21 protein-coding genes and 1 pseudogene are annotated in these 23566 nt (G+C 72.3%); 14 read left to right on the top strand and 8 right to left on the bottom strand.

Annotated elements, in window-relative coordinates:
• Window positions 1-243 precede the first annotated feature (243 nt).
• A complete protein-coding gene (gene aceE / locus ACFYW1_RS09455; protein ID WP_388989541.1) occupies window positions 244-2985 on the top strand; it encodes a pyruvate dehydrogenase (acetyl-transferring), homodimeric type in 2742 nt (913 codons plus the stop codon).
• Between the two features lie 117 nt (window positions 2986-3102).
• Here aceE and ACFYW1_RS09450 read toward each other — a convergent pair whose 3' ends face one another.
• Complete coding sequence (locus ACFYW1_RS09450; RefSeq protein WP_388990156.1) at window positions 3103-3519, bottom strand: peptidase inhibitor family I36 protein; 417 nt, start codon at window positions 3517-3519, stop codon at window positions 3103-3105.
• A 214-nt stretch (window positions 3520-3733) separates the two neighbouring features.
• Window positions 3734-5344 (bottom strand): MFS transporter, encoded by a 1611-nt coding sequence (locus ACFYW1_RS09445; RefSeq protein WP_388989538.1) that lies wholly within the window; start codon window positions 5342-5344, stop codon window positions 3734-3736.
• A 117-nt stretch (window positions 5345-5461) separates the two neighbouring features.
• Between ACFYW1_RS09445 and ACFYW1_RS09440 the strand changes: the two are divergent.
• The 6 genes and pseudogenes from ACFYW1_RS09440 to ACFYW1_RS09415 form a co-directional block, all read left to right on the top strand.
• Window positions 5462-6106, top strand: a pseudogene (locus tag ACFYW1_RS09440) (TetR family transcriptional regulator); the annotation flags it as partial.
• A 423-nt stretch (window positions 6107-6529) separates the two neighbouring features.
• Window positions 6530-7741 carry an alpha/beta hydrolase gene (locus ACFYW1_RS09435; protein ID WP_388989535.1) on the top strand — a complete coding sequence of 404 codons (1212 nt, stop codon included), beginning with the start codon at window positions 6530-6532 and terminating at the stop codon, window positions 7739-7741.
• 86 nt (window positions 7742-7827) lie between these two features.
• Window positions 7828-8814: a DUF4429 domain-containing protein gene (locus ACFYW1_RS09430; RefSeq protein ID WP_388989532.1), complete on the top strand. Its 987-nt coding sequence runs from the start codon at window positions 7828-7830 to the stop codon at window positions 8812-8814.
• 186 nt (window positions 8815-9000) lie between these two features.
• Entirely contained in the window at window positions 9001-10347 is a 1347-nt protein-coding gene (locus ACFYW1_RS09425) for a sensor histidine kinase (RefSeq protein WP_388989529.1), read from the top strand.
• Window positions 10344-11027, top strand: a complete 684-nt coding sequence (locus ACFYW1_RS09420; protein WP_388989526.1) for a response regulator — start codon at window positions 10344-10346, stop codon at window positions 11025-11027. The genes ACFYW1_RS09425 and ACFYW1_RS09420 overlap by 4 nt, the downstream gene beginning before the upstream one ends.
• Before the next feature lie 320 nt (window positions 11028-11347).
• Complete coding sequence (locus ACFYW1_RS09415; RefSeq protein WP_388989523.1) at window positions 11348-12391, top strand: alpha/beta hydrolase; 1044 nt, start codon at window positions 11348-11350, stop codon at window positions 12389-12391.
• Window positions 12392-12433: 42 nt separating this feature from the next.
• Here the strand turns inward: ACFYW1_RS09415 and ACFYW1_RS09410 are convergent, their stop codons facing one another.
• From ACFYW1_RS09410 to ACFYW1_RS09400, 3 genes are all read right to left on the bottom strand, one after another.
• Window positions 12434-13450, bottom strand: coding sequence for an aldo/keto reductase (locus tag ACFYW1_RS09410; protein ID WP_388989520.1), 1017 nt, complete (start codon window positions 13448-13450; stop codon window positions 12434-12436).
• Entirely contained in the window at window positions 13450-13911 is a 462-nt protein-coding gene (locus ACFYW1_RS09405; RefSeq protein WP_388989517.1) for a MerR family transcriptional regulator, read from the bottom strand. The genes ACFYW1_RS09410 and ACFYW1_RS09405 overlap by 1 nt, the downstream gene beginning before the upstream one ends.
• 125 nt (window positions 13912-14036) lie before the next feature.
• Complete coding sequence (locus ACFYW1_RS09400; protein ID WP_388990154.1) at window positions 14037-14933, bottom strand: NADP-dependent oxidoreductase; 897 nt, start codon at window positions 14931-14933, stop codon at window positions 14037-14039.
• 180 nt (window positions 14934-15113) lie between these two features.
• Between ACFYW1_RS09400 and ACFYW1_RS09395 the strand changes: the two genes are divergently transcribed.
• Together ACFYW1_RS09395 and ACFYW1_RS09390 are read left to right on the top strand one after the other, a co-directional pair.
• Complete coding sequence (locus ACFYW1_RS09395; protein ID WP_388989514.1) at window positions 15114-15512, top strand: winged helix-turn-helix transcriptional regulator; 399 nt, start codon at window positions 15114-15116, stop codon at window positions 15510-15512.
• 53 nt (window positions 15513-15565) lie between these two features.
• Window positions 15566-16387 (top strand): serine hydrolase domain-containing protein, encoded by an 822-nt coding sequence (locus ACFYW1_RS09390; RefSeq protein WP_388989511.1) that lies wholly within the window; start codon window positions 15566-15568, stop codon window positions 16385-16387.
• Between the two features lie 117 nt (window positions 16388-16504).
• On the opposite strand, the gene ACFYW1_RS09385 is transcribed toward ACFYW1_RS09390, so the two are convergent.
• Both ACFYW1_RS09385 and ACFYW1_RS09380 read right to left on the bottom strand, forming a co-directional pair.
• Window positions 16505-17185: a C39 family peptidase gene (locus tag ACFYW1_RS09385; protein ID WP_388989508.1), complete on the bottom strand. Its 681-nt coding sequence runs from the start codon at window positions 17183-17185 to the stop codon at window positions 16505-16507.
• A gap of 186 nt (window positions 17186-17371) precedes the next feature.
• Window positions 17372-18403 (bottom strand): ArsR/SmtB family transcription factor, encoded by a 1032-nt coding sequence (locus tag ACFYW1_RS09380; protein ID WP_388989505.1) that lies wholly within the window; start codon window positions 18401-18403, stop codon window positions 17372-17374.
• 145 nt (window positions 18404-18548) lie between these two features.
• Here ACFYW1_RS09380 and ACFYW1_RS09375 point away from each other — a divergent pair, with 145 nt between their 5' ends.
• A complete protein-coding gene (locus ACFYW1_RS09375) occupies window positions 18549-19139 on the top strand; it encodes a GNAT family N-acetyltransferase (protein WP_388989502.1) in 591 nt (196 codons plus the stop codon).
• Between the two features lie 26 nt (window positions 19140-19165).
• Here the strand turns inward: ACFYW1_RS09375 and ACFYW1_RS09370 are convergent, their stop codons facing one another.
• On the bottom strand, window positions 19166-19828 hold the full coding sequence (locus ACFYW1_RS09370) for a pirin family protein (RefSeq protein WP_388989499.1): 663 nt from the start codon (window positions 19826-19828) through the stop codon (window positions 19166-19168).
• Window positions 19829-19944: 116 nt separating this feature from the next.
• On the opposite strand from ACFYW1_RS09370, the gene ACFYW1_RS09365 reads away from it, so the two are divergent.
• From ACFYW1_RS09365 to ACFYW1_RS09350, 4 genes are all read left to right on the top strand, one after another.
• On the top strand, window positions 19945-21144 hold the full coding sequence (locus ACFYW1_RS09365) for a CdaR family transcriptional regulator (RefSeq protein WP_148834933.1): 1200 nt from the start codon (window positions 19945-19947) through the stop codon (window positions 21142-21144).
• 89 nt (window positions 21145-21233) lie between these two features.
• A complete protein-coding gene (locus tag ACFYW1_RS09360) occupies window positions 21234-22148 on the top strand; it encodes an ACP S-malonyltransferase (RefSeq protein WP_384220312.1) in 915 nt (304 codons plus the stop codon).
• A 16-nt stretch (window positions 22149-22164) separates the two neighbouring features.
• A complete protein-coding gene (locus ACFYW1_RS09355) occupies window positions 22165-23196 on the top strand; it encodes a ketoacyl-ACP synthase III (protein WP_388989494.1) in 1032 nt (343 codons plus the stop codon).
• 63 nt (window positions 23197-23259) lie between these two features.
• Window positions 23260-23508, top strand: a complete 249-nt coding sequence (locus ACFYW1_RS09350; RefSeq protein WP_124717844.1) for an acyl carrier protein — start codon at window positions 23260-23262, stop codon at window positions 23506-23508.
• The last annotated feature ends 58 nt before the right edge of the window (window positions 23509-23566 follow it).

Genomic DNA, 23566 nt, shown 5'->3' with positions numbered 1-23566 from the left:
CCCCATTCGGAGTCGAACATCCTTTGGGAACGCTTGGACGCCTTGGGCGTATGGTTGCGGTTTGGACCAGGCCATCCCCGTACTGCGGTCGCGATGTCTCACAACACGGCGGTTACCCCTCGGTAGAGATGACGTTTGCGCCCCCGCGGTACACGATGGTGATGGCGTACATGCATATATCCCGGGGGCGTGTTCTCCCTCAATCAGGCCCCGTAGAGCACCACCGAACAGCGAAGGAACAGCGTGGCTTCCGGATCCGATCGCAACCCGATCATCATTGGCGGCCTGCCGAGCCAGGTCCCGGACTTCGATCCCGAAGAGACCCAGGAATGGCTCGACTCGCTCGACGCCGCGGTCGACGAGCGCGGCCGCGAGCGGGCCCGTTACCTGATGCTTCGGCTCATCGAGCGCGCGCGCGAGAAGCGCGTCGCCGTGCCGGAGATGCGCAGCACGGACTATGTGAACACGATCGCCACGAAGGACGAGCCGTTCTTCCCCGGCGACGAGGAGATCGAGCGCAAGGTCCTCAACGCGACCCGCTGGAACGCGGCCGTGATGGTGTCGCGCGCCCAGCGTCCGGGCATCGGCGTCGGCGGCCACATCGCCACCTTCGCCTCCTCCGCCTCGCTGTACGACGTGGGCTTCAACCACTTCTTCCGGGGCAAGGACGACGGCCGCGGCGGCGACCAGATCTTCTTCCAGGGGCACGCCTCCCCCGGCATCTACGCCCGCGCCTTCCTGCTCGACCGGCTGAGCGAGGCGCAGCTCGACGCCTTCCGCCAGGAGAAGTCGAAGGCGCCCAACGGCCTGTCCAGCTACCCGCACCCGCGGCTGATGCCGGACTTCTGGGAGTTCCCGACCGTCTCGATGGGTCTCGGCCCGCTCGGCGCGATCTACCAGGCCCGGATGAACCGCTACATGGAGGCGCGCGGCATCGCCGACACCTCCGACTCGCACGTCTGGGCGTACCTGGGCGACGGCGAGATGGACGAGCCCGAGTCGCTCGGCCAGCTCTCCATCGCCGCCCGCGAGGGCCTGGACAACCTCACCTTCGTGGTCAACTGCAACCTGCAGCGGCTCGACGGCCCGGTGCGCGGCAACGGCAAGATCATCCAGGAGCTGGAGTCGCAGTTCCGCGGTGCCGGATGGAACGTCATCAAGCTGGTCTGGGACCGCTCCTGGGACCCGCTGCTCGCGCAGGACCGCACGGGCATCCTGGTCAACAAGCTGAACACCACGCCCGACGGCCAGTTCCAGACGTACGCCACCGAGTCGGGCGCGTACATCCGCGAGCACTTCTTCGGGGACGACCCGCGGCTGCGCGACATGGTCAAGGACATGACCGACGACCAGATCCTGCACCTGGGCCGCGGCGGTCACGACCACAGGAAGGTCTACGCGGCCTACGCGGCGGCCAAGGCCCACAAGGGCCAGCCGACGGTGATCCTGGCGCAGACGGTCAAGGGCTGGACCCTGGGGCCGAACTTCGAGGGCCGCAACGCGACCCACCAGATGAAGAAGCTCACGGTCGAGGACCTCAAGCGGTTCCGCGACCGGCTGCACATCCCGATCACGGACAAGCAGCTGGAGGACGGCCTGCCGCCGTACTACCACCCGGGCCGTGACTCGGAGGAGATCCAGTACATGCACGACCGCCGCAAGGGCCTGGGCGGTTACGTCCCGACCCGTGTGGTGCGCGCGAAGCCGCTGGTCCTGCCCGGGGACAAGACGTACGCGACCGCGAAGAAGGGTTCGGGTCAGCAGTCGATCGCCACCACCATGGCGTTCGTCCGCATCCTGAAGGACCTCATGCGGGACAAGGAGATCGGCAAGCGCTTCGTGCTGATCGCGCCGGACGAGTACCGCACCTTCGGTATGGACGCCTTCTTCCCGAGCGCGAAGATCTACAACCCGCTGGGGCAGCAGTACGAGGCGGTGGACCGCGATCTGCTGCTGGCGTACAAGGAGTCGCCGACCGGCCAGATGCTGCACGACGGCATCTCGGAGGCCGGCTGCACGGCGTCGCTGATCGCCGCCGGTTCGGCGTATGCCACGCACGGCGAGCCGCTGATCCCGGTGTACGTCTTCTACTCGATGTTCGGTTTCCAGCGCACCGGTGACCAGTTCTGGCAGATGGCCGACCAGCTCGCGCGCGGCTTCGTGCTGGGTGCGACCGCCGGCCGTACGACGCTGACCGGTGAGGGCCTCCAGCACGCGGACGGCCACTCGCAGCTGCTCGCCTCGACCAACCCGGGCTGTGTCGCCTACGACCCGGCGTTCGGCTACGAGATCGCGCACATCGTCAAGGACGGTCTGCGCCGGATGTACGGCGGGACCCCCGAGGAGAACGAGGACGTCTTCTACTACCTCACCGTCTACAACGAGCCGATCCAGCACCCGGCCGAGCCCGAGAACGTGGACGTCGATGGCATCCTCAAGGGCGTGTACCGCTTCAAGGCCGCCGACCGGGGCGAGATCCCGGCCCAGATCATGGCGTCCGGCGTGGCGGTCCCGTGGGCGGTCGAGGCGCAGCGGATCCTCGCCGACGAGTGGAACGTCCGGGCGGACGTCTGGTCGGCGACCTCCTGGAACGAGCTGCGCCGCGAGGCCGTGGAGGTGGAGCGGTACAACCTGCTGCACCCGGAGGAGGAGCAGCGCGTCCCGTACGTCACGCGGAAGCTCTCCGGCTCCGAGGGCCCGTTCGTGGCGGTCTCGGACTGGATGCGTTCGGTGCCGGACCAGATCGCGCGCTGGGTGCCCGGTGCGTACCAGTCGCTGGGCGCGGACGGCTTCGGCTTCGCCGACACCCGGGGCGCGGCCCGCCGGTTCTTCCACATCGACGCGCAGTCGATCGTCCTGGCGGTGCTCACCGAGCTCGCGAAGGAGAACCGGATCGACCGTTCGCTGCTGAAGCAGGCCATCGACCGGTACGAGCTGCTGGACGTCACGGCGGCCGACCCGGGCGCGGCGGGCGGCGACGCGTAAGCGCCTCCGACATGTGAAGGGCGGCGGGACCTCCTGGGTCCCGCCGCCCTTCGGTGTCCGGGGCCGGTGCTCCGGTTCGCCGACTTCCCGGTGCTCCGGCCCCGGCCCCGTCCCCGGTCAGTTCTCCCAGATCTTGAAGGCCCTGACCTGGTAGGGGGACCGGGGCGTCCAGGTGCCGCCGCCGGGATAGGTCTCGAACTCGCCGGTCTCGGCGCACTCCGCCGACTGGTAGGTGGTGACGGGGCGCCCGGTGCGGTTGGCGAGCGACTGGACGGCGGCGCCCTCGGGCAGCGGGACGCAGCTCTCGATGTCGACGGTGGACAGTTCGTGGGTCTGCCGGGCCCCGGTGAAGTCCGGCTTCGCCCAGAGGCAGAGCTGGCCGCTCCCGCAGCTCCCGAGCCCGGCGGACGCCGCGCCGTGCGCGGTGTGGGCGCTCGCGGGGCGCGGGGCGGTCTGCGGACCCGCGAGGCGGTCGGCGGCCGGCGGGATCAGGGCGGTGGCGGCCAGGGCCGCGGCGAGGAAGGTCGTACGCATGGTCATCAGCCCCCGTGGCTTGTGGATCGGTGGATCAGTCGTATGCACCCTGACCTGCGACGCGGCGCCCGGGGAAGGGGCCCCGGAGCACACCACCCTGATAGGCGACAGCCCCGCCGGAAGGCTCCGGCGGGGCTGTCGCGCACGCTGTGTTGACGTACGGGAACCCGGCGTCGGTGTGCGGACGCCGGGTTCCGGGGCGGGGCGGGACCGGTCAGATGTGGCCGGCGCCCGCTCCCGCGGCGGCGTTCTCGCCGCGCTTGGTGAGGGTGGCGACCACAGCGGCGCCCGCCGCGACGATGCCGGCGACCATGAACGCGGTGCTCATGCCCGACACGAAGGTGTCATGGGCGACGCCCGCGATCTTCTGCGCGATCTCCGGCGGGACGTCGCCGCCCACCGGCGGGATGCCGACCTCGACGGCCGAGGACGCCTGGTCCAGCTGCTCCGGGCTCAGCGGCGGAAGCTGCGCGGCCTTCCAGTTGCCGTCCAGCTTCGAGTCGACCTGGGAGGCCATGACCGCGCCCAGCACCGCCGTGCCGAGGCTGCCGCCGACCTGCATGGCGGCCTGCTGGAGACCGCCCGCGACGCCGGAGAGCTCCATCGGGGCGTTGCCGACGATGACCTCGGTGGCGCCGACCATCACCGGGGCGAGGCCGAGGCCGAGCAGACCGAACCAGATCGACATGGTCAGGGTGCCGGTGCCGATCTCCAGCTGGGACATCCCGAACATGGCGACCGCCGTGCACACCATGCCGCCGACCAGCGGGACCCGCGGGCCGAACTTGGTGATCAGGACGCCCGCGAGCGGCGAGGCGACGATCATCATGCCGGTCAGCGGCAGCAGGTGCAGACCGCTGTCGACGGGGCTCAGACCGTGCACGTTCTGGAGGTAGAAGGTGACGAAGAACAGGCCGCCCATGAAGGCGAAGGCCATCAGCACCATCAGGACCGTGCCCGCGGACAGCGGCAGGGAACGGAACATCGCGAGCGGGATCAGCGGCTCCCTGACGTTCTTCTGGGAGAGCGCGAAGACCACGAACAGGACCAGCGCGCCGCCCAGGAAGCCGATCGTCTTGTAGTCGCCCCAGCCCCACTCGGCACCCTTGATGAGCGCCCAGATCAGGCAGAACATCGCCTGCGACAGCAGCACGATGCCGCCGATGTCGAAGGAGCGCGGCGCGTTCTCGGCGCGGTGGTCCTTGAGGATCACCAGGCCCAGCACGAGCGCGATCACGCCGACCGGCACGTTGATGAAGAAGACCGACTGCCAGTTGACGTGCTCGACGAGCACACCGCCGAGGATCGGGCCGCCCGCGGTGGAGGCGCCGATCACCATGCCCCAGATGCCGATCGCCATGTTCAGCTTCTCGGCCGGGAAGGTGGCGCGCAGCAGGCCCAGCGCGGCGGGCATCAGCAGGGCGCCGAAGAGGCCCTGGAGCACCCGGAAGACGATCACGAGGGCGACGCTGTCGGAGAGGCCGATGGCCCCCGACGCCGCGGCGAAGCCCACGACGCCTATGAGGAAGGTCTGGCGGTGGCCGAACCTGTCACCGAGCTTGCCCGCGGTGATCAGGGAGACCGCGAGGGCGAGCATGTACCCGTTGGTGATCCACTGGACGTCGGCGAGCGATGCCTTCAGGTCCTGTTGGATGGCGGGATTGGCGATCGCGACGATCGTGCCGTCGAGCGCGACCATCATCACGCCGATGGCCACGGAGAAGAGCGTCAGCCAGGGGTGGCCGCGCAGCCCCTTGGCAGGTGCGGGATCGACGGAGCCGTTCGGCTCCCGCGACGCCTTTTCGACGGTGGTCTGACTAGTCATGCCGGGGACATTAGTGTCAGCCTCTGACAGTTGACAAACCAATTCACAAGCCAGTAACTGTCACGTAGCTCACAGGTACGCTGAGTCGGACAGAGCAGGAGAAAGAGGACCTTTCACGTGAGTACTGGGCAGCAGGCCGCGCGTTCGACCGGGCTGCGCGAACGGAAGAAGCGCCGCACCCGGGACGCCCTGCTGCACACCGCCCTCGATCTTTTCACCACCCGGGGGTACGAGGAGACCACCGTCGACGAGATCGTCGACGCGGTGGAGGTCTCCCAGCGCACCTTCTTCCGCTACTTCGCCAGCAAGGAGGAGGCCGTCTTCGCCATCCAGGAGATGGTCGAGTCGCGCTTCCTCGCGGAGCTGCGCCAACGCCCCGCCGAGGAGACCCCGTTCGAGGCGCTGCGCGGCGCGGTCCTGTGCGCCTGGAACAGCATCGGCGAGGTGATCGAGGCGATCGTCACGGTCGAACTCCACATGCGCACGTACCGGATGATCGAGTCGACGCCCTCGCTGCTCGCCGCCCACCTGCGGCGGAGCTGCCACCTGGAGAACCAGGTGGCGACGCTGATCGCCCGGCGCGAGGGCCTCGACGTGGACGAGGACCCGCGCCCCCGGGTCGCCGTGGCCGCGTTCTGCGGGGTGCTGCGGGTGACCGGACAGCTCTGGGGGCGGGGCCGGGACGCCGACGTGGACTCGCTGCGCGCGCTGACCGAGACGTACCTGGACCAGCTCGGCCCCGCCCTGGCGGGGGACTGGCGGGCCGGGGCCCGGGCCGTCCCGGGCGCCCGGCACGGCGAGCAGCCGACGCCGGCCGGACGGTGCGCGAGCGCCGAACGGCCGACGCCCCGCGACCGGTGGCGGACGGACGGGCCACGGACGGACGGGCATCCGACGGCCGGTGGTCGGTGACGGAGCCGGGCCACGGGCGACACGCGGCAGCGGCCCGGGCCGCCGCCCCGTGAACCGCCCGATGTGCCGCACGCCTCACCGCCGCACCATGACCGACCTCACAACAGCCGCGCCCCGGCGGCCACATGCGGCACCCGGGGCGCGCTCCGCGCACCTGAGCGTGCCCGCGACGACCACGCAGCGTGAGATCGGCGACCCCGAATTCCCTGCAGCCGAGTGATGTGCGTCACCCTCTCCACGCCTGCTGACGCGCGTCTCCTAATGTGGGCCTGAGTGACTTCCTTCGACTCCTCCCCCACGCTCACCGCCTGGCGCGCGCTGCTCGCCGTCGCGGTCGTATTCGTGATGCTGGCGACCACCGGCTGGACCGCCGTACGCCATCAACGCTCCGACGAGCCGCGCGAGATCGCGCTCGCCTCCTGGGCACGGGGCACGGTGGCGGGCCACGCGCTGCCGGGCGTCGACGCCCCGCCGTACCGGCTGGCCCACTTCTTCGCCTCGCTCACCGCCGCGCAGCGCACCGCACTGGCCGACAGGTATCCCTTGGTCGTGGGGAACCTGAACGGCGCCCCGGTCACGCTGCGCTACCGGGCCAACCGGCTGGCGCTGGTGCAGGCGCGGAAGGTCGAACAGCGGCGCACGCACGACGCGCGGCTCTCCCCCCAGGGACGCGAGGAGGCGGTCCGGCGGGCGCACCGCTTCACCTCGATGCTCTCCCGGGGCCGGCACTTCCTCGCCTTCGACCCGTCCGGAAGGGGCCGCGCCGCCGAGGTGTTCGGCGATCTCGACCGGGCCGAGCGGGTCTCCGTGATCGTCCCCGGAGTCGACACCGGCCTGCTCACGCTGGAGCGGTCCGCGCCGAGGACGAACGCCGCGCCGGTCGGCATGGCGAAGTCGCTGTACGCGGCCGAGCGCACCGCGCGGCCCGGCGTCCGTACCGCCGTGATCGCCTGGGCCGACTACACCACGCCCGCCGGCATCGGCGTGGACGCGGCCCTGGGCAACCTCGCCGCGCGCGGGGCGGTGCGGTTGAACGCGCTGATGGACGCCCTGCCCGGCAACGCCCCGGTCTCGTTGTTCTGCCACAGCTACGGCTCGGTGGTGTGCGGGGTCGCCGCGCGCGAACTGCCCTCCAGGGTCGACGACATAGCGGTCGCGGGCAGCCCCGGCATGCGGGTGGAGAGCGCCCACGAGCTGCGCACCGATGCCCGGGTGTGGGCGATGCGGGACCGCGGCGACTGGATCGCGGACGTGCCGAACCTGCGGCTCGGCATCCTGGGACACGGCGCCGACCCGGTCGATCCCGGCTTCGGCGCGCGCATCGTCTCGGCGGGCGACGCGATCGGGCACAGCGGCTATTTCGAGCCGGGGACCGAGAGCCTCGACAACTTCGCCGCGATCGGTGTGGGGGCCTACGAATCGGTGAGCTGCGCGGAGTCCGACGAGAGCTGCCGGGAACGAATCGCCGGATCCCAGGACATCTGACGGTCGCGGTGTACCGCAACCGTCCTGCACATCATGGTCTGCTCCGAGAGGGGACGAGTGAGCAAGTGCCGCATACGATGAGGCACATGGGTGATGTGCTGGCCGGAATTCAGGCCACCTGGGAGTTCGACGCCGACTCCGTGCTCATCCGCTTCGAACGGGGGATCCGCACACCGAAGCTCTTCCAGAGCCTGCGTGAGCGTCGCGTTCCGCACGCGGCGCTGTCATCGGTGACGCTGACCCCCGGCAAGCGGGGCACGGTGGTCCTGCGCGCCGTGCCGAGACCCGGTGCCGATCCGCTGATGGAGGCCGCCGCCGGGCAGCTGAAGGACAGCTGCGATCCGTACCGGCTGGTGCTGCCCGCCGAGCGCGAGACACTGGCGGAGTACTACGCGGACGCGCTGCGATCCGTGCTCGACGTGGACGCGGCGGAGCCCGCCGAGCGGTTCCTGGTCGCGGCCCCCGAGGCGCCGATGCAGTTCAAGGCGTACGACGGACGGGCCGGCTTCGACGGGCAGCGGGTCTCCTTCCGCTGGTTCTGGACGGGGGCCTCCACGGCGAAGTGGAAGGCCGGCGACCAGACGTTCGGGGTGACGGAGCTGAGCGGTGTCGAGTGGCGCTCGCCGGAGGGTGCGGAGGGCTATCTGCGCCTGGTCCCGAGGGGCTCGGAGAGCCTGGCGCCGGACGGCTGCGCCGGTGCCGGCCCGGGCATGGAACCCGGCCCGGTCGGCATGGGTGCGCAGCCGGGCCCGGACGGCACGGGTGCGGGGCTGCGGGGCCCGCAGTCGATGTCGCCCCGCCCCATGCGGGCGGACCAGGACCCGGCCGCGGTGGTCTTCGGCCTCGGCTACGGCCCGGTGCACGAGTCGCTGCCGTTCGCCGCGGCCGTGCTGGAATCCGTGCGCAGAAACCATTCGGCCGCCGCCCCGGTCACCGTCCTGGCAGGCGCGGGACGGCGCGACCCCTCGGACATCGCGGACCGCATCCGGCACCTCGGGGAGCTGCACCGGGCCGGTCTGGTGACGGACGACGAGTTCAGCGCCAAGAAGGCCCAGCTGCTCGCCGAGCTGTAGGACGGCCAGGACGTCCGGCGCCGAAAGGCCGCGGCCCCCGGACGGCGCGGGCCTTTTGCCGGGTCCTCCCGGGCCTCGCGGGCCTTCCGGTCCGGCCGGTAGTACCCCCGTACGAGAAGCCCGGCGGCGAACCGGAACCCGGGTATGACGCCACCGGGCCGGTCCGCTGCCTAGGCTGCTGCGGCCATGACCACTTCCCCTTCCCGCACCCCGGCCGAGGTGTCGCCGCGCCCGCAGCCCGCCGCCGACGGTCTGGTGAGTGCCGCCCGGCGCAATCTGCGCGAGATCGCCCACGGCCTGCGCCACCCCTCCCACCCCCCGGTCCCCCCGCTCGCGAACGCGTCCAAGCGGTGGCGGAGGCTGCTGCCGTACGTGGTCGTCGTCGCCCTCACGGCGCTCTTCCTCCCGGTCACGCTCAACATGCTGACCAACGAGTACGGGGTGGACGAAGCGGTGGCGGGCCTGCTGGCCGTCGCCCAGGCGGCGCCGCTGCTGATGCTGGCGCACCGCCCGTTGCAGGCGTGGTGGATCATCTTCCCCGCCGACGTCCTGGGCGCGCTGGTGCTGCTCGGGTACCCGGACCCGCTGCAGGGCATCTGGCCGTGGCCCCCGCCCACGCTGATCTCCTACTTCTTCGTGATGCTGGCGGTGGCCCTGCGCGAGACCCGGCGGACCGCGATCTCCGTCTGGGCGCTGACCGCCTCGGCGAGCCTGGTGCTGCACCTGGCCGCCACGGACCGCAGCAACGGCACCTCGGCGCTGCTCCCGGCGGTCGGCGCGCTGCTCATGGTGATCGGCGCGGTGATCCGGGAACGGGGCGACGCCCAGCGCCGGCTGGCCGAGCAGGAGACCATCAGCGAGGCCGAGCGGGCGCAGCGCACGCTGCTGGAGGAGCGCGCCAGGATCGCCCGCGAGCTGCACGACGTGGTCGCGCACCACATGTCCGTGATCACGGTCCAGGCCGACTCCGCGCCCTACCGGATCGACGGACTGCCCGAGGAGGCGCGCGAGGAGTTCGAGGCGATCGCGGCGAGCGCGCGGGAGTCGCTCACGGAGATGCGGCGGCTGCTGACGGTGCTGCGCAACGACGGCACGGAGGGCGAGCGGGCGCCGCAGCCGGGGCTCGACCGCCTCCAGCAGCTGGTGGAGGCGACGGTACGGGCCGGGCTGCCGGCCGAACTGTCGGTGCCCGCCCGGCTGCCGGACGTACCGCAGGCGGTGGACGTGTCGGCGTACCGGATCGTGCAGGAGGCACTGGCCAACGTGGTCCGGCACGCGCCCGGTGCGCTGACCCGGGTGTCGGTCGCGTCCGACGGCGCGCATCTGACCGTCCTGGTGGTCAACGACCGGGCGGTGCGGCCCGTCTCGCCGCTGGAGACGACCGGGACGGGGCACGGTCTGGTCGGCATGCGGGAACGCGTACGGTTGACGGGCGGCACGCTGGACACCGGACCACTGCCCGGCGGCGGCTTCCGGGTGGCCGCACGGCTGCCCCTGACCCCTGCGACGTCCAAGGCCCCGGAGGACTCTTGACCATCCGCGTGATCATCGTCGACGACCAGGCCATGGTGCGGGCGGGGTTCGCGGCGCTGCTCTCGGCGCAGAGCGACATCGACGTGGTCGGTGAGGCGCCGGACGGACGCCGGGGCATCGAGGTCAGCCGGGCCGCCCTGCCGGACGTGGTCCTGATGGACGTCCGGATGCCCGAGATGGACGGCCTGGCGGCGGCCCGCGAGCTGCTGAACCCGCCGACGGGGGTGGCGCACCGGCCGAAGGTCCTGATGCTGACCACCTTCGACGTGGACGACTACGTGTACGAGGCGCTGCGCGCCGGGGCGTCCGGCTTCCTGCTGAAGGACGCGCCGCCCGCGGACCTGATCTCGGCGGTGCGGGTGGTCGCGGCGGGCGAGGCGCTGCTCGCCCCGTCCGTGACCCGTCGGCTGATCGCCGACTTCGCCCGGCAGGGGCCCACCGGCGTCACCCGGAGCGGGCACGCGCTGCGGCTGAACGGGCTGACCCCGCGCGAGACGGAGGTGCTGGAGCTGATCGCGCGGGGCCTGTCCAACCAGGAGATCGCGGGGAAGCTGGTGCTGGCCGAGCAGACCGTGAAGACGCACATCGGACGGGTGCTGGCCAAGCTGGACCTGCGGGACCGGGCCCAGGCGGTGATCTTCGCGTACGAGTCGGGAGTGGTGGTGCCGGGCGAGGCGTAGGGCCTTCGTCCGGATCGCGCGGGCTTTCCGGTCCGGGCGGAACGCGGGTCCTTTCGCCCGGTTCGTACGGGTCCGGTCCCGGCCGGGCTCAGGACCTTTCGTCCGGATCGTGCCGGTCCGGTTCGGCTGGGGCACGGCTCCCGGACGCCTGCTGGTTCGTCTCGGTCCGGTGTCCTCCGGGCCGGTCTCGTAACACCCAGGTAGCACTTCGCACTTGGCTCCCCGGTGTGACGCCTCCGGCCCCGCCGACCTCCTAGTTTTCTCTCCGTCGCACCAGTTCGGTGTGCGGGAGTCCGGGTCGGCCGGAGGGGGAGAACGGGATGCGCCGTTACGCGAGGTCCCTGATATCGATCGCGCTGGCGATCACCACGGTGACGGGTACGGCCGGCTGGGCGACCGGGAACACGCAGCAGGCCGTGACCGGGCCGCCGCCCGGTACCGCCGCCTGGCGCGCGGACCGGTTGCCGGGCCTCCGGCTGCCCGACCCGGAACGGGCCACCCCCGCCGAAGTGAGCGGTTTCTTCCGGCGGCTGACCGCGGATCAGCAGCAGACCCTGGTGACGCGGCATCCGCTCGTCGTGGGCAATCTGGACGGGGTCCCGGTGCGGCTGCGCTACCGGGCCAACGCCCTTTCCCTGCGCGCCGACCACGACCCCCGGTACGCGCGGCTCGCCGCGCCGGGCCGGCAGATCCTGGCCTTCGACCCGCGCGGCCGCGGCCAGGTCGCCGAGGTCTTCGGGGACCTGGGCACCGCGCGTCACGTCGCGGTCGTGGTGCCGGGCTCGGACATCGACGCCGGGACCTTCGACCGTACGAACGACGTGTACGGCACCCCGGCAGGCATGGCGAAGTCGCTGCACGCCCGGACCGGTCCCGGCAGCGCCGTCGTCGCCTGGGCCGGGTACACCACCCCGGTGGGCGTCGGCATCGACGCCGCGACGGGCTCGCTCGCCGAGGCGGGGGCCGACCGGCTGACCCGGTTCGCGGACGGCCTCGCGGCCGACGGGGTGCCCGAGCCCGCCGTGTTCTGCCACAGCTACGGCTCCGTCGTGTGCGGGCTCGCCGCCTCCCGGCTGCGCGCCAGGGACCTGGTCGTGCTCGGCTCGCCCGGAATGCGTGCGGACGATGTCGCCGGTCTGCACACCGACGCCCGGGTCTGGGCCGCGAAGGACGCCACGGACTGGATCGACGACGTGCCGAACGTCGAGGTGGTGGGGGTCGGCCACGGCCCCGACCCGGCCTCCCCGGAGTTCGGCGCGCGTCACGTCCCGGCCGACGACGCCCGCGGGCACACCGGTTACTTCGCCCCGGGCACGGACTCCCTCCGCGCCTTCGCCGCGATCACCGAGGAGAGGGCGCGGTGAGCCCCGGCGGCCCACCGCCCGCACCGGACGCCACGGGGCCGGCTACTCGCGCGCGGCGGCCGTCGAGCTCATGTCCGGGTAGCGGTCCCCCTCCACCCGGTCCGCGATCGGCTCCAGCAGCGCCAGTTCCTCGTCCGTCAGCGTGAGCCGGGTCGCCGCCACGTTCTCCAGCAGCCGGCTGCTCCTGCGGGTGCCCGGGATCGGCACCACGGCCAGGCCGTGCACCCGGGCCCGTTGCTGCACCCAGGCGAGCGCCACCTGCGCGGCCGACGCGCCGTGCGCCGCCGCGATCTTGTGGACGGGTTCCAGCAGGGCGGCGTTCCGCTTCGCGTTGTCGCCGGTGAAGCGCGGCTGGTACGCACGGAAGTCCCCGGCCGACAGTTCCTTGGCCGCGTCCGTGAACGCCCCGGTGAGGAAGCCCCGGCCGAGCGGCGAGTACGGCACGAAGGTCACCCCGAGCTCGGCCGCCGCGGGCACGGCGCTGATCTCGGCGTCCCGGCTGAAGAGCGACCACTCGGACTGGATCGCGGCGATCGGGTGCACGGCGTGCGCCTCGCGCAGCTCCGCCCCGGTGACCTCGCTCAGCCCGAGCTGCTTGACCTTGCCCTGCCGCACCAGCTCGGCCATCGCCCCGACGGACTCGGCCAGCGGGACGGCCGGGTCGCGGCGGTGCATGTAGTAGAGGTCGATGACGTCGGTGTCCAGCCGACGCAGGCTGTCCTCGACGGCCCGGCGGATGTACGCGGGGTCGTTGCGCACGCCCCGGTAGTGCGGGTCGTCGTCCTTCCGCTCGATGGCGAACTTCGTGGCGAGGGTGATCTCGTCCCGGTGCGCCCCGACGAACGGGGCGAGGAAGGTCTCGTTGGCGCCGCTGCCGTAGACGTCGGCGGTGTCGAAGAGGGTGACGCCCGCCGCCAGCGCCGTCTCCAGCGTCTCGCGGGCGGCCTGCTCGTCCGTGGCACCGTAGAACTCGCTCATGCCCATGCAGCCGAGCCCCTGCACGCCGACCTGCGGGCCGCCCCTGCCGAGCTCCACCGTGGTGATCTTGTCCTCAGTCATCAGACGCAGGGCCTTTCCGGCGCCCTCCGGGCGCTCGCATAGAAGTCGATCTTGTAGTCGAGTACGGCGAGGGTGTCCTGGAGCTCCGCGATCCGCGTCCTCACGTCGCGGCGGGTCGCCTCCAGCAGCTCCTGCCGTTGCTCGAAGGTGTGCTCGCCCTCGCGCAGCAGTTCCGCGTACCGGACCATGTCGGCGACCGGCATCCCGGTCAGCCGCAGCTTGCCGACGAAGGTCAGCCAGTCCAGGTCACGGTTGGTGAAGCGGCGCTGGCCGGTGTGGGACCGGTCGACGTGCGGCATCAGCCCGATCCGCTCGTACCAGCGCAGGGTGTGCGCGGTGAGCCCGGTGAAGGCGGCGACCTCGCTGATGGTGTAGCGGTCCTGGCCGTCGGGGCGCGGGTGCGTCCTGGGGGCCGATGCGCATGCGTCCGTCCTCGTGGAAGTGCTCTCCATCACCGTCATGCCCTCCACGCTAGAACCTTGGAGTGCACTCGAAGCAAGTGCGAAAGGCAGCCGGTCGCTCCCGTTCCGCAACCGGGCGGGCCCGCGCGCGGCGGTGGGCGGGCCGGACGCGGAGCTCCCGGGCCTCAGGGGACGAGGACGATCCGCCCGCGCAGACCGCCTTCGGCCAGGCGCGCGTGGGCCGCGGCCGCCTGGGCGAGCGGGTAGGTCGCGGCGACGCGGGCCAGCACCTCGCCCCGGTCGGCGAGGCGGGACAGCGCGGCGAGCCGTTCGGCGTCGGCCCGTACGTCCAGGGCCCCGACCCGGATGCCGCGTCCGGGCGCCGGTTCCCGGCCGGGCCACAGGCCGACGTGGGCGCCGCCGTCGCGGACCGCGGCCGACGCCTCGTCCCCCAGCTGCGCGGCGTCGAGCACCCCGTCCCAGCCGCCGGGCGCGGGCTTCTCCCCCCGGGGCAGGAAGTGGTCGGCGCCCCTGGACCGGAGGAACTCCTCGTCGGCCGGCGAGGCGAGCGCGGTGACGACCAGCCCCCGCAGGTGCGCGAGTTCCACCGCGTGGGCCCCGACCGCCCCGGCCGCCCCGGTGATCAGCAGACTCTGCCCGGGGCGCAGCGCCAGGAGGGCCAGTGACTGGTCGGCGGAGAGCGTGCTGAGGGGGAGCGTCGCGGCGTGCGCGTCGTCGAGGCTCGCGGGCGCCGGGGCGACGGCCTCCGTGTCGAGCACCACGTACTCGGCGTGCGTGCCGAGCGGGGTGCGGTGGCCGGTGGACATGCCGATGACCCGGTCGCCGGGCCTCGCCCCCGCCCCGGGGCCCACGGCGTCGATCGTTCCGGCGACGTCCCAGCCCAGGCCGATCCGCTCGCCCTCACCGCCGAAGACGCCGGAGCGCATGGCCGCGTCCACCGGGTTCAGCGCTGCCGCCGCCACCTTGATCCGCACCTGGCCGGGCCCCGGGACGGGAACCGGGACCTCCGTGATCTCGACCGCCTCGGGACCGCCGAAGCGGGACACGGTCGCGGCATGCATCAACATCGTCGTTCTCCTGAAATGGCCGGTGAGAGGGATGGCGCGGGCGGGGAACGGGCCGTGCGTCCGGCCCCGCGCCCCGGGCCGGTTTTCCGCGCCCGTCGCCCGGCGTCATGATGGAACAGCACGGAATCCGTCACAAAAGGCACACGCGTGTGCGGAAGAGGAAGGCCGTACGCCATGGAAGCCGACCCCCGCCCCGTACCGCCGGGCCCCTGCTCCCGCTGGCCGGCCGAGAAGGGCGAGGTCATCCGGCAGATCGTCGAGCGGGCCGGCGACAAGTGGGCGGTGTTCGTGATCAGCGCCCTCCAGGACGGACCGCTGCGCTACACCGACCTCCAGCACGCCGTCCCGGGCGTCTCCCAGCGCATGCTGACGCACACCCTGCGCCAGCTGCGCCGCGACGGCCTCGTCATCAGGACCTCCTACCCCGAGGTGCCCCCGCGGGTGGAGTACACGCTGACCGGCCTGGGCGCCACCCTGCTCGACGCGGTGACCTCCCTGATCGACTGGGCGGGCACCCATCACGACGAGATCGCCGACAACCGCTCCCGCTTCGACGCCACCACCGCGACCTGATCCGCCCCCGGCCGCCCGGGGCCCGCCCGTCCGCGCCCGTTACGCTCGTACGCATGCAGAGCCTGGCGATGATCGACAACTGGCCCGTCCCCACCGCGGCGGCTGCCGTCGTACGAGCGGACGGCACCGTCGTCGGTACGCACGGCCCGACCGCGCACCGCTTCCCGCTCGCCTCCGTCACCAAGCCGATCGCGGCCTACGCGGCGCTCGTGGCGTACGAGGAGGGGGCGGTGGAGCTGGACGAGCCGGCCGGGCCCGAGGGGTCCACCGTGCGGCACCTGCTCGCGCACACCAGCGGGCTCGCCTTCGACGAGCACCGGACGACGGCCGCGCCGGGCACCCGGCGGCTCTACTCCAACGCGGGCTTCGAGGTGCTCGGCGACCACATCGCCGAGGCCACCGACATCCCGTTCCCGGAGTACGTGCGCCAGGCCGTGCTGGAACCGCTCGGGATGACGGCGACCGCGGTGGACGGCTCGCCCGCCAAGGACGGCGTCTCGACCGTCGACGATCTCGTGCGGTTCGCGGCGGAGGTGCAGACCCCGCAGCTGCTCGACCCGCGTACGGTGCTGGCCGCACAGACCGTCGTGCACCCCGGGCTGAAGGGCGTACTGCCCGGCTACGGGCACCAGAACCCCAACGACTGGGGGCTCGGCTTCGAGATCCGGGACTCCAAGTCGCCGCACTGGACCGGGAGTTCGTCGTCGCCCGCGACCTTCGGGCACTTCGGCCAGTCCGGCACCTTCCTGTGGATCGACCCGGTCGCGGGCGCGGCCTGCGTCGCGCTGACCGACCGGGCCTTCGGCCCGTGGGCGGTGGAGGTGTGGCCGCCGTTCACGGACGCGGTGCTCGCGGAGCTGGGCTCCGCCCGCTGACGTCGGCGAAGGGGCCCGGGGCGACCGCCGTCGCCCCGGGCCCCTTCCGTTTCCCCCGTCCCGTGCGGGACCGCCCTTCCCGGACCGTCCCGCACGGGCAGTGCTGTGCGGGCAGTGCTACGCCGAGTAGCCCCGCAGCGCGATCCAGTCCGCGAGCCGCTTCGTGGTCATCGTGTAGCGGTGGGTCTTGGAAGAGCTGATCGCGATGTCCTCGATGACCGCGTGGTCGCCGTTCTTCGCGTAGCCGACCACGGTGAGGTAGTGGCCCTGGTTGTAGGAGTGCTGCCGGTCCGCGGTGTCGGTCGCCGTGCCGTAGACGTTGGCCACGATGGCGCGGCCGTTGTTGATGTCGAACCTGATGTCCTTCTTCAGCAGCGCGACCTGGGCCTTGGTGGCCGTGTTGCCGCGGATCCACTTGTTCTCGTACCAGGAGCTCGACAGGCGCTTGTTGAGAACCTTGGTGACCAGACCGATGTTGTCGGTCTGCTTGCCGTTCTCCTCGACCCTCAGGTCCTTCGCCAGGGTCTTCTGACCGACCGTCCTGCCCCGCTGGGTCAGTGCGAGGCGGGTGGCGGCCGGACCGCAGTAGTAGTACGTCGACTGCGTCTCGAACTTGTACGTCGACAGCTTCTTGCCGACCGGGTAGTCGCCCGGCGGCGGCGGGAGGGCCGCCGAGGCGGTGCCGGCCGGGACGAGGACGCCCGCCGTGGCGAGCGCGGTGATCGTGAGCGCGGTGAACCGGGCGCCGCGGCGCGAGGCGGCCGTGCGCTTCCCGCCGGTGGTGGTGATGGTGTTCATGGACAGGTCTTCCTTCCCCCGTGCCGCGCCGCCGTCGTCAACGGCGGTACGGCATGCGTGCGTTGCTCCATTCATGCGTCGGAAGGCGCTGCTTCGTCCCCCTCGTCGCCCCCCGGCTGCCGTACCAGCATCGGGGCACCGGGCCCTCGGCGACGACGGCGTTCGGGCAGAACCGAATTCCGCCGGTCAGGCAGCGTCCCGCTGTTCGGTGACGCCGTGCAGCAGGGCTTCGCCGAGCGGGGTGAGGCTGTGGATGACGCAGCCGCCCACCCGGTTGCCCTGGACGAGTCCGGCCTCCCGCAGCGCGCGGACGTGCTCGCTCGCCGAGGCCGTCGAGATGTGCAGCACCCGCGCCAGTTCGCCGGTGGTCGCCGAGCCCTGGAGGGCCGTCAGCACCCGGGCCCGGGTGCGCCCGAGGAGGCCGCCGAGCTGTTTGAGCCGCCCGTCCGCGCCGAACGGCGCCGCGTCCGGCCCCTCCGTGCGCGCGATCGGGTACACCAGCACCTGCGGCAGCTCCGGGTCGGCGAGCGCGACCGGACCGCCGTGGCAGAAGAAGGACGGGATCAGGCACAGTCCCCGGCCTTCGAGGTGGATGTCCCGGTCCTCCGGGTAGCGCATGTGCAGCGTCGGCGCCCGCCAGTCCAGCGCCGGACGCAACGAGTCCAGCAGCCCGGCGACGCCCCCGTCGCGCAGGGCCCGCGCCCGGACCATCCGGTCGGCCTCCACCGTCGCCGCGGCCCGCGTCCAGTCCGGCCGGATGACGGCCTCGTACACGCACCGGATCGCGTCGGCCAGCTCGTCCAGATGCTCCCGCTCGCCCGCGGCGAGGCCGGCGAACCAGCGGGGCAGGCGGCGTACGTTCGCCGTCAGCGCCAGTTCCCGGCCCAGCCGGTCCGGCGGGGTGGCCCGCAGCGCCTCCAGACCGGCCGAGAGTCCGTGACGGCCCTCGGCCGGGGTCAGGAAGTCCGGGAAGTAGCTCGCCGGCGGTGCCGCCGCGCCCACCAGCCGGGCCGAGCCCTCGACGCCCCTGCGCCGCAGTTCCGTACGGGCCCGGCGGCGCCATTCCCCGAAGGATCTCGGACCGTTCCGGCACATCGGTTGTACCCCCAGGACCGTCTCCCAGAGCGGGTCCGGACCCGGTGCGACCCAGATCTTCGCCAGGTCCGCATCCGTGAAGTGCAGCCGTAACACATTGCCCCCGACATTCCGTGTGATCACCCGGGGAACGTCGCCAAGTGGCCCTCCGCTCCCCGTGGTTGAGGATCTTCGGCCCGCCCTCCGCGGTTCCCGGGACAGGTGCGAAAGCCCTCGTCCCGCGGAACGGGGGCGCCGCGGCCGGGCGCAGGGCCTACACTGCCCCGCCATGGCCGACATAGTCCGCGCGACCGCCGCCGACGTCCCCGCCCTCGCCGCCGTGCTCGCCGGTGCCTACGCCGAGGACCCCGTCTGGAGCTGGCTGATGCCGCGTGACCGGGACCGGCGGCTGCGCCTGCTGTTCGCCGCGCACCTGGCCCGGCAGGTTCCGGCCGGGCGGGTGTGGACCGATCCGGAGCGCACGGTCGCGGCGGTGTGGGCGGAGCCCGGGAAGTGGAAGCTGCCGGTGACGTACCTGCTGCGCAACACGGGCCCGCTGCTGCGCGCGGCGCGCACCCAGCTCCCGCGCACCGCCGGGAGGTTGTTCGCCATGGAGCACCGCCACCCGGCCGGGCCGGAGCACTGGTACGTCGAGTACATCGGCACCCGTGCGGACGTGCGCGGCACGGGACGCGGGGCGCGGGTGCTGAGCGGGCTGCTGGAGCGGGCGGACGCGGACGGGCGGCCGGTCTTCCTGGAGTCCAGCAACCGCCGCAACCTCCCCTTCTACCGGCGGCACGGTTTCGCCGTGCACGAGGAGATGACGTTCCGTGCCGGGCCGCCGATGTGGTCGATGTGGCGCCGGGACGGCGGCCGGTAGTCCGGCCGGTGGTCCGGCCGGGCGACTCAGGCCGGCAGTTCCCAGACCAGCACCTCGGCCGGTCCGGTCGCCACCAGTTCCGGCCCCGCCTCGCCGGTGATCCGTACCGAGTCGCCCGGCCCCAGCGCCTCGCCGCCGTCGCCGAGCCGTACCGAACCGGCCGCCACGTGCACGTACACCAGCGGCGCGGCCGGCAGCGCGACCCGCTCCCCCGTGGCCGGCCGGTGCACGCGGAGCGCCGCACCGGCCGCCGGGAGCGCGTACGGGGCGGCGTCGGCGAGGCCGGGGACGATCGTGTACGCGGGTTCGCCGCCCGCCTCCAGCGGTGCCAGCCACATCTGGACGAACGTCAGCGGGGTGTCCCCGTCGTTCCGTTCGACGTGGCGCACCCCGGACGCGGCGCTGAGGTGCTGGAGGTCGCCGGGCCGTACGACCGTGGCGCGACCGGTGGAGTCGCGGTGGGTCAGCTCGCCCTCGACGACCCAGGTGACGATCTCCGTATGGCTGTGCGGGTGTTCCTCGAAGCCCGCGCCGGGGGCGAGCCGTTCCTCGTTGACGGCCATGACCGGGCCGAAGCGGAGGTTGTCCGGGTCGTAGAAGGTCCCGAAGGAGAAGGCGTGCCGGGACAGGATGCCGGCGTCCCGGTCCCCGCCCTGGAAGCGGTCGTCGGCGCGGTGTACGGAGATCACGGGGCCACGGTAGCCGGGCGGGAGCGCGGGGGAATCCCCCGGCCGCTACCCGCCGGTACGACCCGCGGCGGCCCCGGCCCTCCGTGCCTGTCGCCCGATAAGGCAGTCTTGTTCTCGTGCCCCGACCCGATCCTGAGCAGCCCGCTGCGAACGACGCCCATCTGCATGCCGCGACCCTGAAACGGCTGGAGCAGTCCTCCGGCCGACTGGCCGCCAACGCGATCGCCCGCATGGACGAATCGCTGCCCTGGTACCGGGCGATGCCACCGGAGAACCGGTCCTGGATCGGCCTGGTGGCCCAGGCCGGCATCGCGGCGTTCACCGAGTGGTTCCGGCATCCGGAGACCCCGCAGGCCATCTCCACCGACGTGTTCGGCACCGCTCCGCGCGAGCTGACCCGGGCGATCACCCTGCGGCAGACCGTCGAGATGGTGCGCACCACGATCGAGGTCATGGAGGCCGCGATCGAGGAGGTCGCCGCGCCCGGTGACGAATCGGTGCTGCGCGAGGCGCTGCTCGTCTACGCCCGGGAGATCGCCTTCGCCACCGCCCAGGTGTACGCGCAGGCCGCCGAGGCCCGCGGGGCCTGGGACGCCCGGCTGGAATCGCTCGTGGTCAACGCGGTGCTGTCCGGCGAGGCCGACGAGGGCGCCGTGTCACGCGCCGCCGCGCTCGGCTGGAACTCCCCCGAGCACGTCTGCGTGGTGCTCGGCACCGCCCCGGACGGCGACAGCGAACTGACCGTGGAGGCGATCCGGCGGGCCGCCCGGCACGCCAAGCTCCAGGTGCTGACCGGGGTGCTCGGCAACCGCCTCGTGGTCATCGCGGGCGGCAGCGACAGCCCGCTGCACGTCGCCAAGTCGCTGATCGGCCCGTACGCGGCGGGCCCCGTCGTGGCCGGGCCCGTGGTGCCCGACCTGCTGGCGGCCACCCGGTCCGCGCAGGCCGCGGCGGCCGGGCTCCGGGCGTGCGGTGCCTGGCAGGACGCCCCGCGACCGGTACTGGCCGACGACCTGCTGCCGGAGCGCGCGATGGCGGGCGACCCCGCCGCGCGGGACCAGTTGGTGGAGGAGATCTACAGACCGCTGGAAGAAGCGGGTTCCGCCCTCCTCGAAACACTGAGTGTGTATCTGGAGCAGGCGAGCAGCCTGGAGGGCGCGGCCAGAATGCTCTTCGTTCACCCCAACACCGTGCGCTACCGGCTCCGACGTGTGACAGACGTCACCGGATGGTCGCCTTCCGACGTCCGCTCGGCGTTCACGTTGCGGATCGCCCTGATCCTGGGACGCTTGGCCGCCAGAGATCCACAGTCCTAGACTTTTGTCGGACATCAACAATTCCCCATACGGTTCTTGGTCCCTGTCCCCACGGGTGCTCCGGACCGTTCACAAGAGAGAGTGTGAGGGTGCTCGTACTCGTCGCTCCCGGCCAAGGCGCTCAGACGCCCGGCTTCCTGACTCCCTGGCTCGACCTCCCCGGTGCCGCAGACCGCATCGCGGCCTGGTCCGACGCCATCGGGCTCGACCTCGTCCACTACGGCACCAAGGCCGAAGCGGAGGAGATCCGTGACACCGCGGTGGCGCAGCCGCTGCTGGTCGCCGCCGGTCTGCTCTCCGCTGCCGCGCTCGACGCCTCCCCGGCTGTCGTCGCAGGTCACAGCGTTGGTGAGATCACCGCAGCCGCCCTCGCCGGAGTCATCGGCGACGATGCCGCGCTGCGCCTGGTGCGGACCCGCGGGCTCGCCATGGCCGAGGCCGCCGCGGTCACCGAGACCGGCATGTCGGCGCTGCTCGGCGGCGACCCCGAGGTGTCGGTCGCGCACCTGGAGAAGCTCGGACTGACCCCGGCGAACGTCAACGGCTCCGGCCAGATCGTCGCCGCCGGCACCGTCGAGCAGCTCGCCGCGCTGGCCGAGGACATGCCCGAGGGCGTGCGCCGCGTGGTCGCGCTCAAGGTCGCCGGCGCGTTCCACACGCACCACATGGCGCCCGCCGTCGACCGGCTGCGCGAGGCCGCCGCCGGGCTCGACGTCTCCGACCCGACCGTGACGTACGTCTCCAACGCCGACGGCAAGGCCGTGGCCACCGGCGACGAGGTCATCTCCAGGCTGGTCGGCCAGGTGGCCAACCCGGTCCGCTGGGACCTGTGCATGGAGACCTTCAAGGAGCTGGGCGTCACGGCTCTCATCGAGGCGTGCCCCGGTGGCACGCTCACGGGGCTCGCCAAGCGCGCGCTGCCCGGCGTGAAGACGCTCGCGCTCAAGACCCCCGACGACCTCGAAGCGGCCCGCGCGCTCATCTCCGAGCACGCGAGCGCCTAAGGAGCCCCGAAAGAGCATGTCGAAGATCAAGCCCAGTCAGGGCGCCCCGTACGCACGCGTCCTGGGTGTGGGCGGCTACCGTCCGACCCGGGTCGTGCCCAACGAGGTGATCCTCGAGACGATCGACTCGTCCGACGAGTGGATCCGCTCACGCTCCGGCATCGCCACCCGCCACTGGGCCTCCGCCGAGGAGACCGTGGCCACGATGTCCGTGGAGGCGTCCGGCAAGGCCATCGCGGACGCCGGGATCAGGGCCGAGCAGATCGGTGCCGTGATCGTCTCCACCGTCTCGCACTTCAAGCAGACCCCGGCCATCGCGACGGAGATCGCCCACAGGGTCGGGGCCGGCAAGCCCGCCGCCTTCGACATCTCGGCCGGCTGCGCGGGCTTCGGCTACGGTCTGACCCTGGCCAAGGGCATGATCGTCGAGGGCTCGGCGGAGTACGTCCTGGTCATCGGCGTGGAGCGGCTCAGCGACCTCACCGACAAGGAGGACCGCGCGACGGCCTTCCTCTTCGGCGACGGCGCCGGCGCGGTCGTCGTCGGTCCCTCCGACGTCCCCGCCATCGGGCCGACCGTCTGGGGCTCCGAGGGCGACAAGTCCGAGACGATCAAGCAGACCGTGCCGTGGGACGACTTCCACACCGGCGACGCCTCGAAGCTGCCGCTCGACCGGAACGGCGAGATCAAGTTCCCGGCGATCACGCAGGAGGGCCAGGCGGTCTTCCGCTGGGCCGTCTTCGAGATGGCGAAGGTCGCCCAGCAGGCGCTGGACGCGGCCGGGGTCAGTCCGGAAGACCTGGACGTCTTCATTCCGCACCAGGCCAACATGCGGATCATCGACTCGATGGTGAAGACCCTGAAGCTGCCGGAGAGCGTCACCGTCGCCCGCGACGTGGAGACCACCGGCAACACCTCCGCCGCCTCGATCCCGCTCGCCATGGAGCGGCTCCTGGCGACCGGTCAGGCGAAGAGCGGGGACACCGCGCTCGTCATCGGCTTCGGGGCGGGTCTCGTCTACGCCGCGACGGTCGTTACCCTCCCCTAGGCACACCAGGCCATTCCGGCCCGGACGTCCGAAACCCTGTAAATACACACCGAAGGAGCCATCATGGCCGCCACCCAGGAAGAGATCGTCAGCGGTCTCGCCGAGATCGTCAACGAGATCGCCGGGATCCCGGTCGAGGACGTCCAGCTGGACAAGTCCTTCACCGACGACCTGGACGTCGACTCGCTGTCCATGGTCGAGGTCGTCGTCGCCGCCGAGGAGCGCTTCGACGTGAAGATCCCCGACGACGACGTCAAGGGCCTCAAGACGGTCGGCGACGCTGCCGACTACATCCTCAAGCACCAGGGCTGACCAGCCCCGGCTCCTGTGTCGCCACCCAGCGGTGGCGCCGCTGATTCACGACCCTCTA

The sequence above is a fragment of the Streptomyces sp. NPDC002669 genome, from assembly GCF_042889165.1.
GTDB lineage: Bacteria > Actinomycetota > Actinomycetes > Streptomycetales > Streptomycetaceae > Streptomyces.
This window is presented reverse-complemented; position numbering and strand designations above follow the sequence as displayed.

Excerpts from the sequence above, each read along its gene's own strand:
- ACFYW1_RS09450 (WP_388990156.1), bottom strand. The coding sequence starts at position 3,519 with ATGCGTACGACCTTCCTCGCCGCGGCCCTGGCCGCCACCGCCCTGATC.
- ACFYW1_RS09445 (WP_388989538.1), bottom strand. The coding sequence starts at position 5,344 with ATGACTAGTCAGACCACCGTCGAAAAGGCGTCGCGGGAGCCGAACGGC.
- ACFYW1_RS09430 (WP_388989532.1), top strand. The coding sequence starts at position 7,828 with ATGGGTGATGTGCTGGCCGGAATTCAGGCCACCTGGGAGTTCGACGCC.
- ACFYW1_RS09425 (WP_388989529.1), top strand. The coding sequence starts at position 9,001 with ATGACCACTTCCCCTTCCCGCACCCCGGCCGAGGTGTCGCCGCGCCCG.
- ACFYW1_RS09415 (WP_388989523.1), top strand. The coding sequence starts at position 11,348 with ATGCGCCGTTACGCGAGGTCCCTGATATCGATCGCGCTGGCGATCACC.
- ACFYW1_RS09410 (WP_388989520.1), bottom strand. The coding sequence starts at position 13,450 with ATGACTGAGGACAAGATCACCACGGTGGAGCTCGGCAGGGGCGGCCCG.
- ACFYW1_RS09405 (WP_388989517.1), bottom strand. The coding sequence starts at position 13,911 with ATGACGGTGATGGAGAGCACTTCCACGAGGACGGACGCATGCGCATCG.
- ACFYW1_RS09400 (WP_388990154.1), bottom strand. The coding sequence starts at position 14,933 with ATGCATGCCGCGACCGTGTCCCGCTTCGGCGGTCCCGAGGCGGTCGAG.
- ACFYW1_RS09395 (WP_388989514.1), top strand. The coding sequence starts at position 15,114 with ATGGAAGCCGACCCCCGCCCCGTACCGCCGGGCCCCTGCTCCCGCTGG.
- ACFYW1_RS09390 (WP_388989511.1), top strand. The coding sequence starts at position 15,566 with ATGCAGAGCCTGGCGATGATCGACAACTGGCCCGTCCCCACCGCGGCG.
- ACFYW1_RS09385 (WP_388989508.1), bottom strand. The coding sequence starts at position 17,185 with ATGAACACCATCACCACCACCGGCGGGAAGCGCACGGCCGCCTCGCGC.
- ACFYW1_RS09375 (WP_388989502.1), top strand. The coding sequence starts at position 18,549 with ATGGCCGACATAGTCCGCGCGACCGCCGCCGACGTCCCCGCCCTCGCC.
- ACFYW1_RS09355 (WP_388989494.1), top strand. The coding sequence starts at position 22,165 with ATGTCGAAGATCAAGCCCAGTCAGGGCGCCCCGTACGCACGCGTCCTG.
- ACFYW1_RS09350 (WP_124717844.1), top strand. The coding sequence starts at position 23,260 with ATGGCCGCCACCCAGGAAGAGATCGTCAGCGGTCTCGCCGAGATCGTC.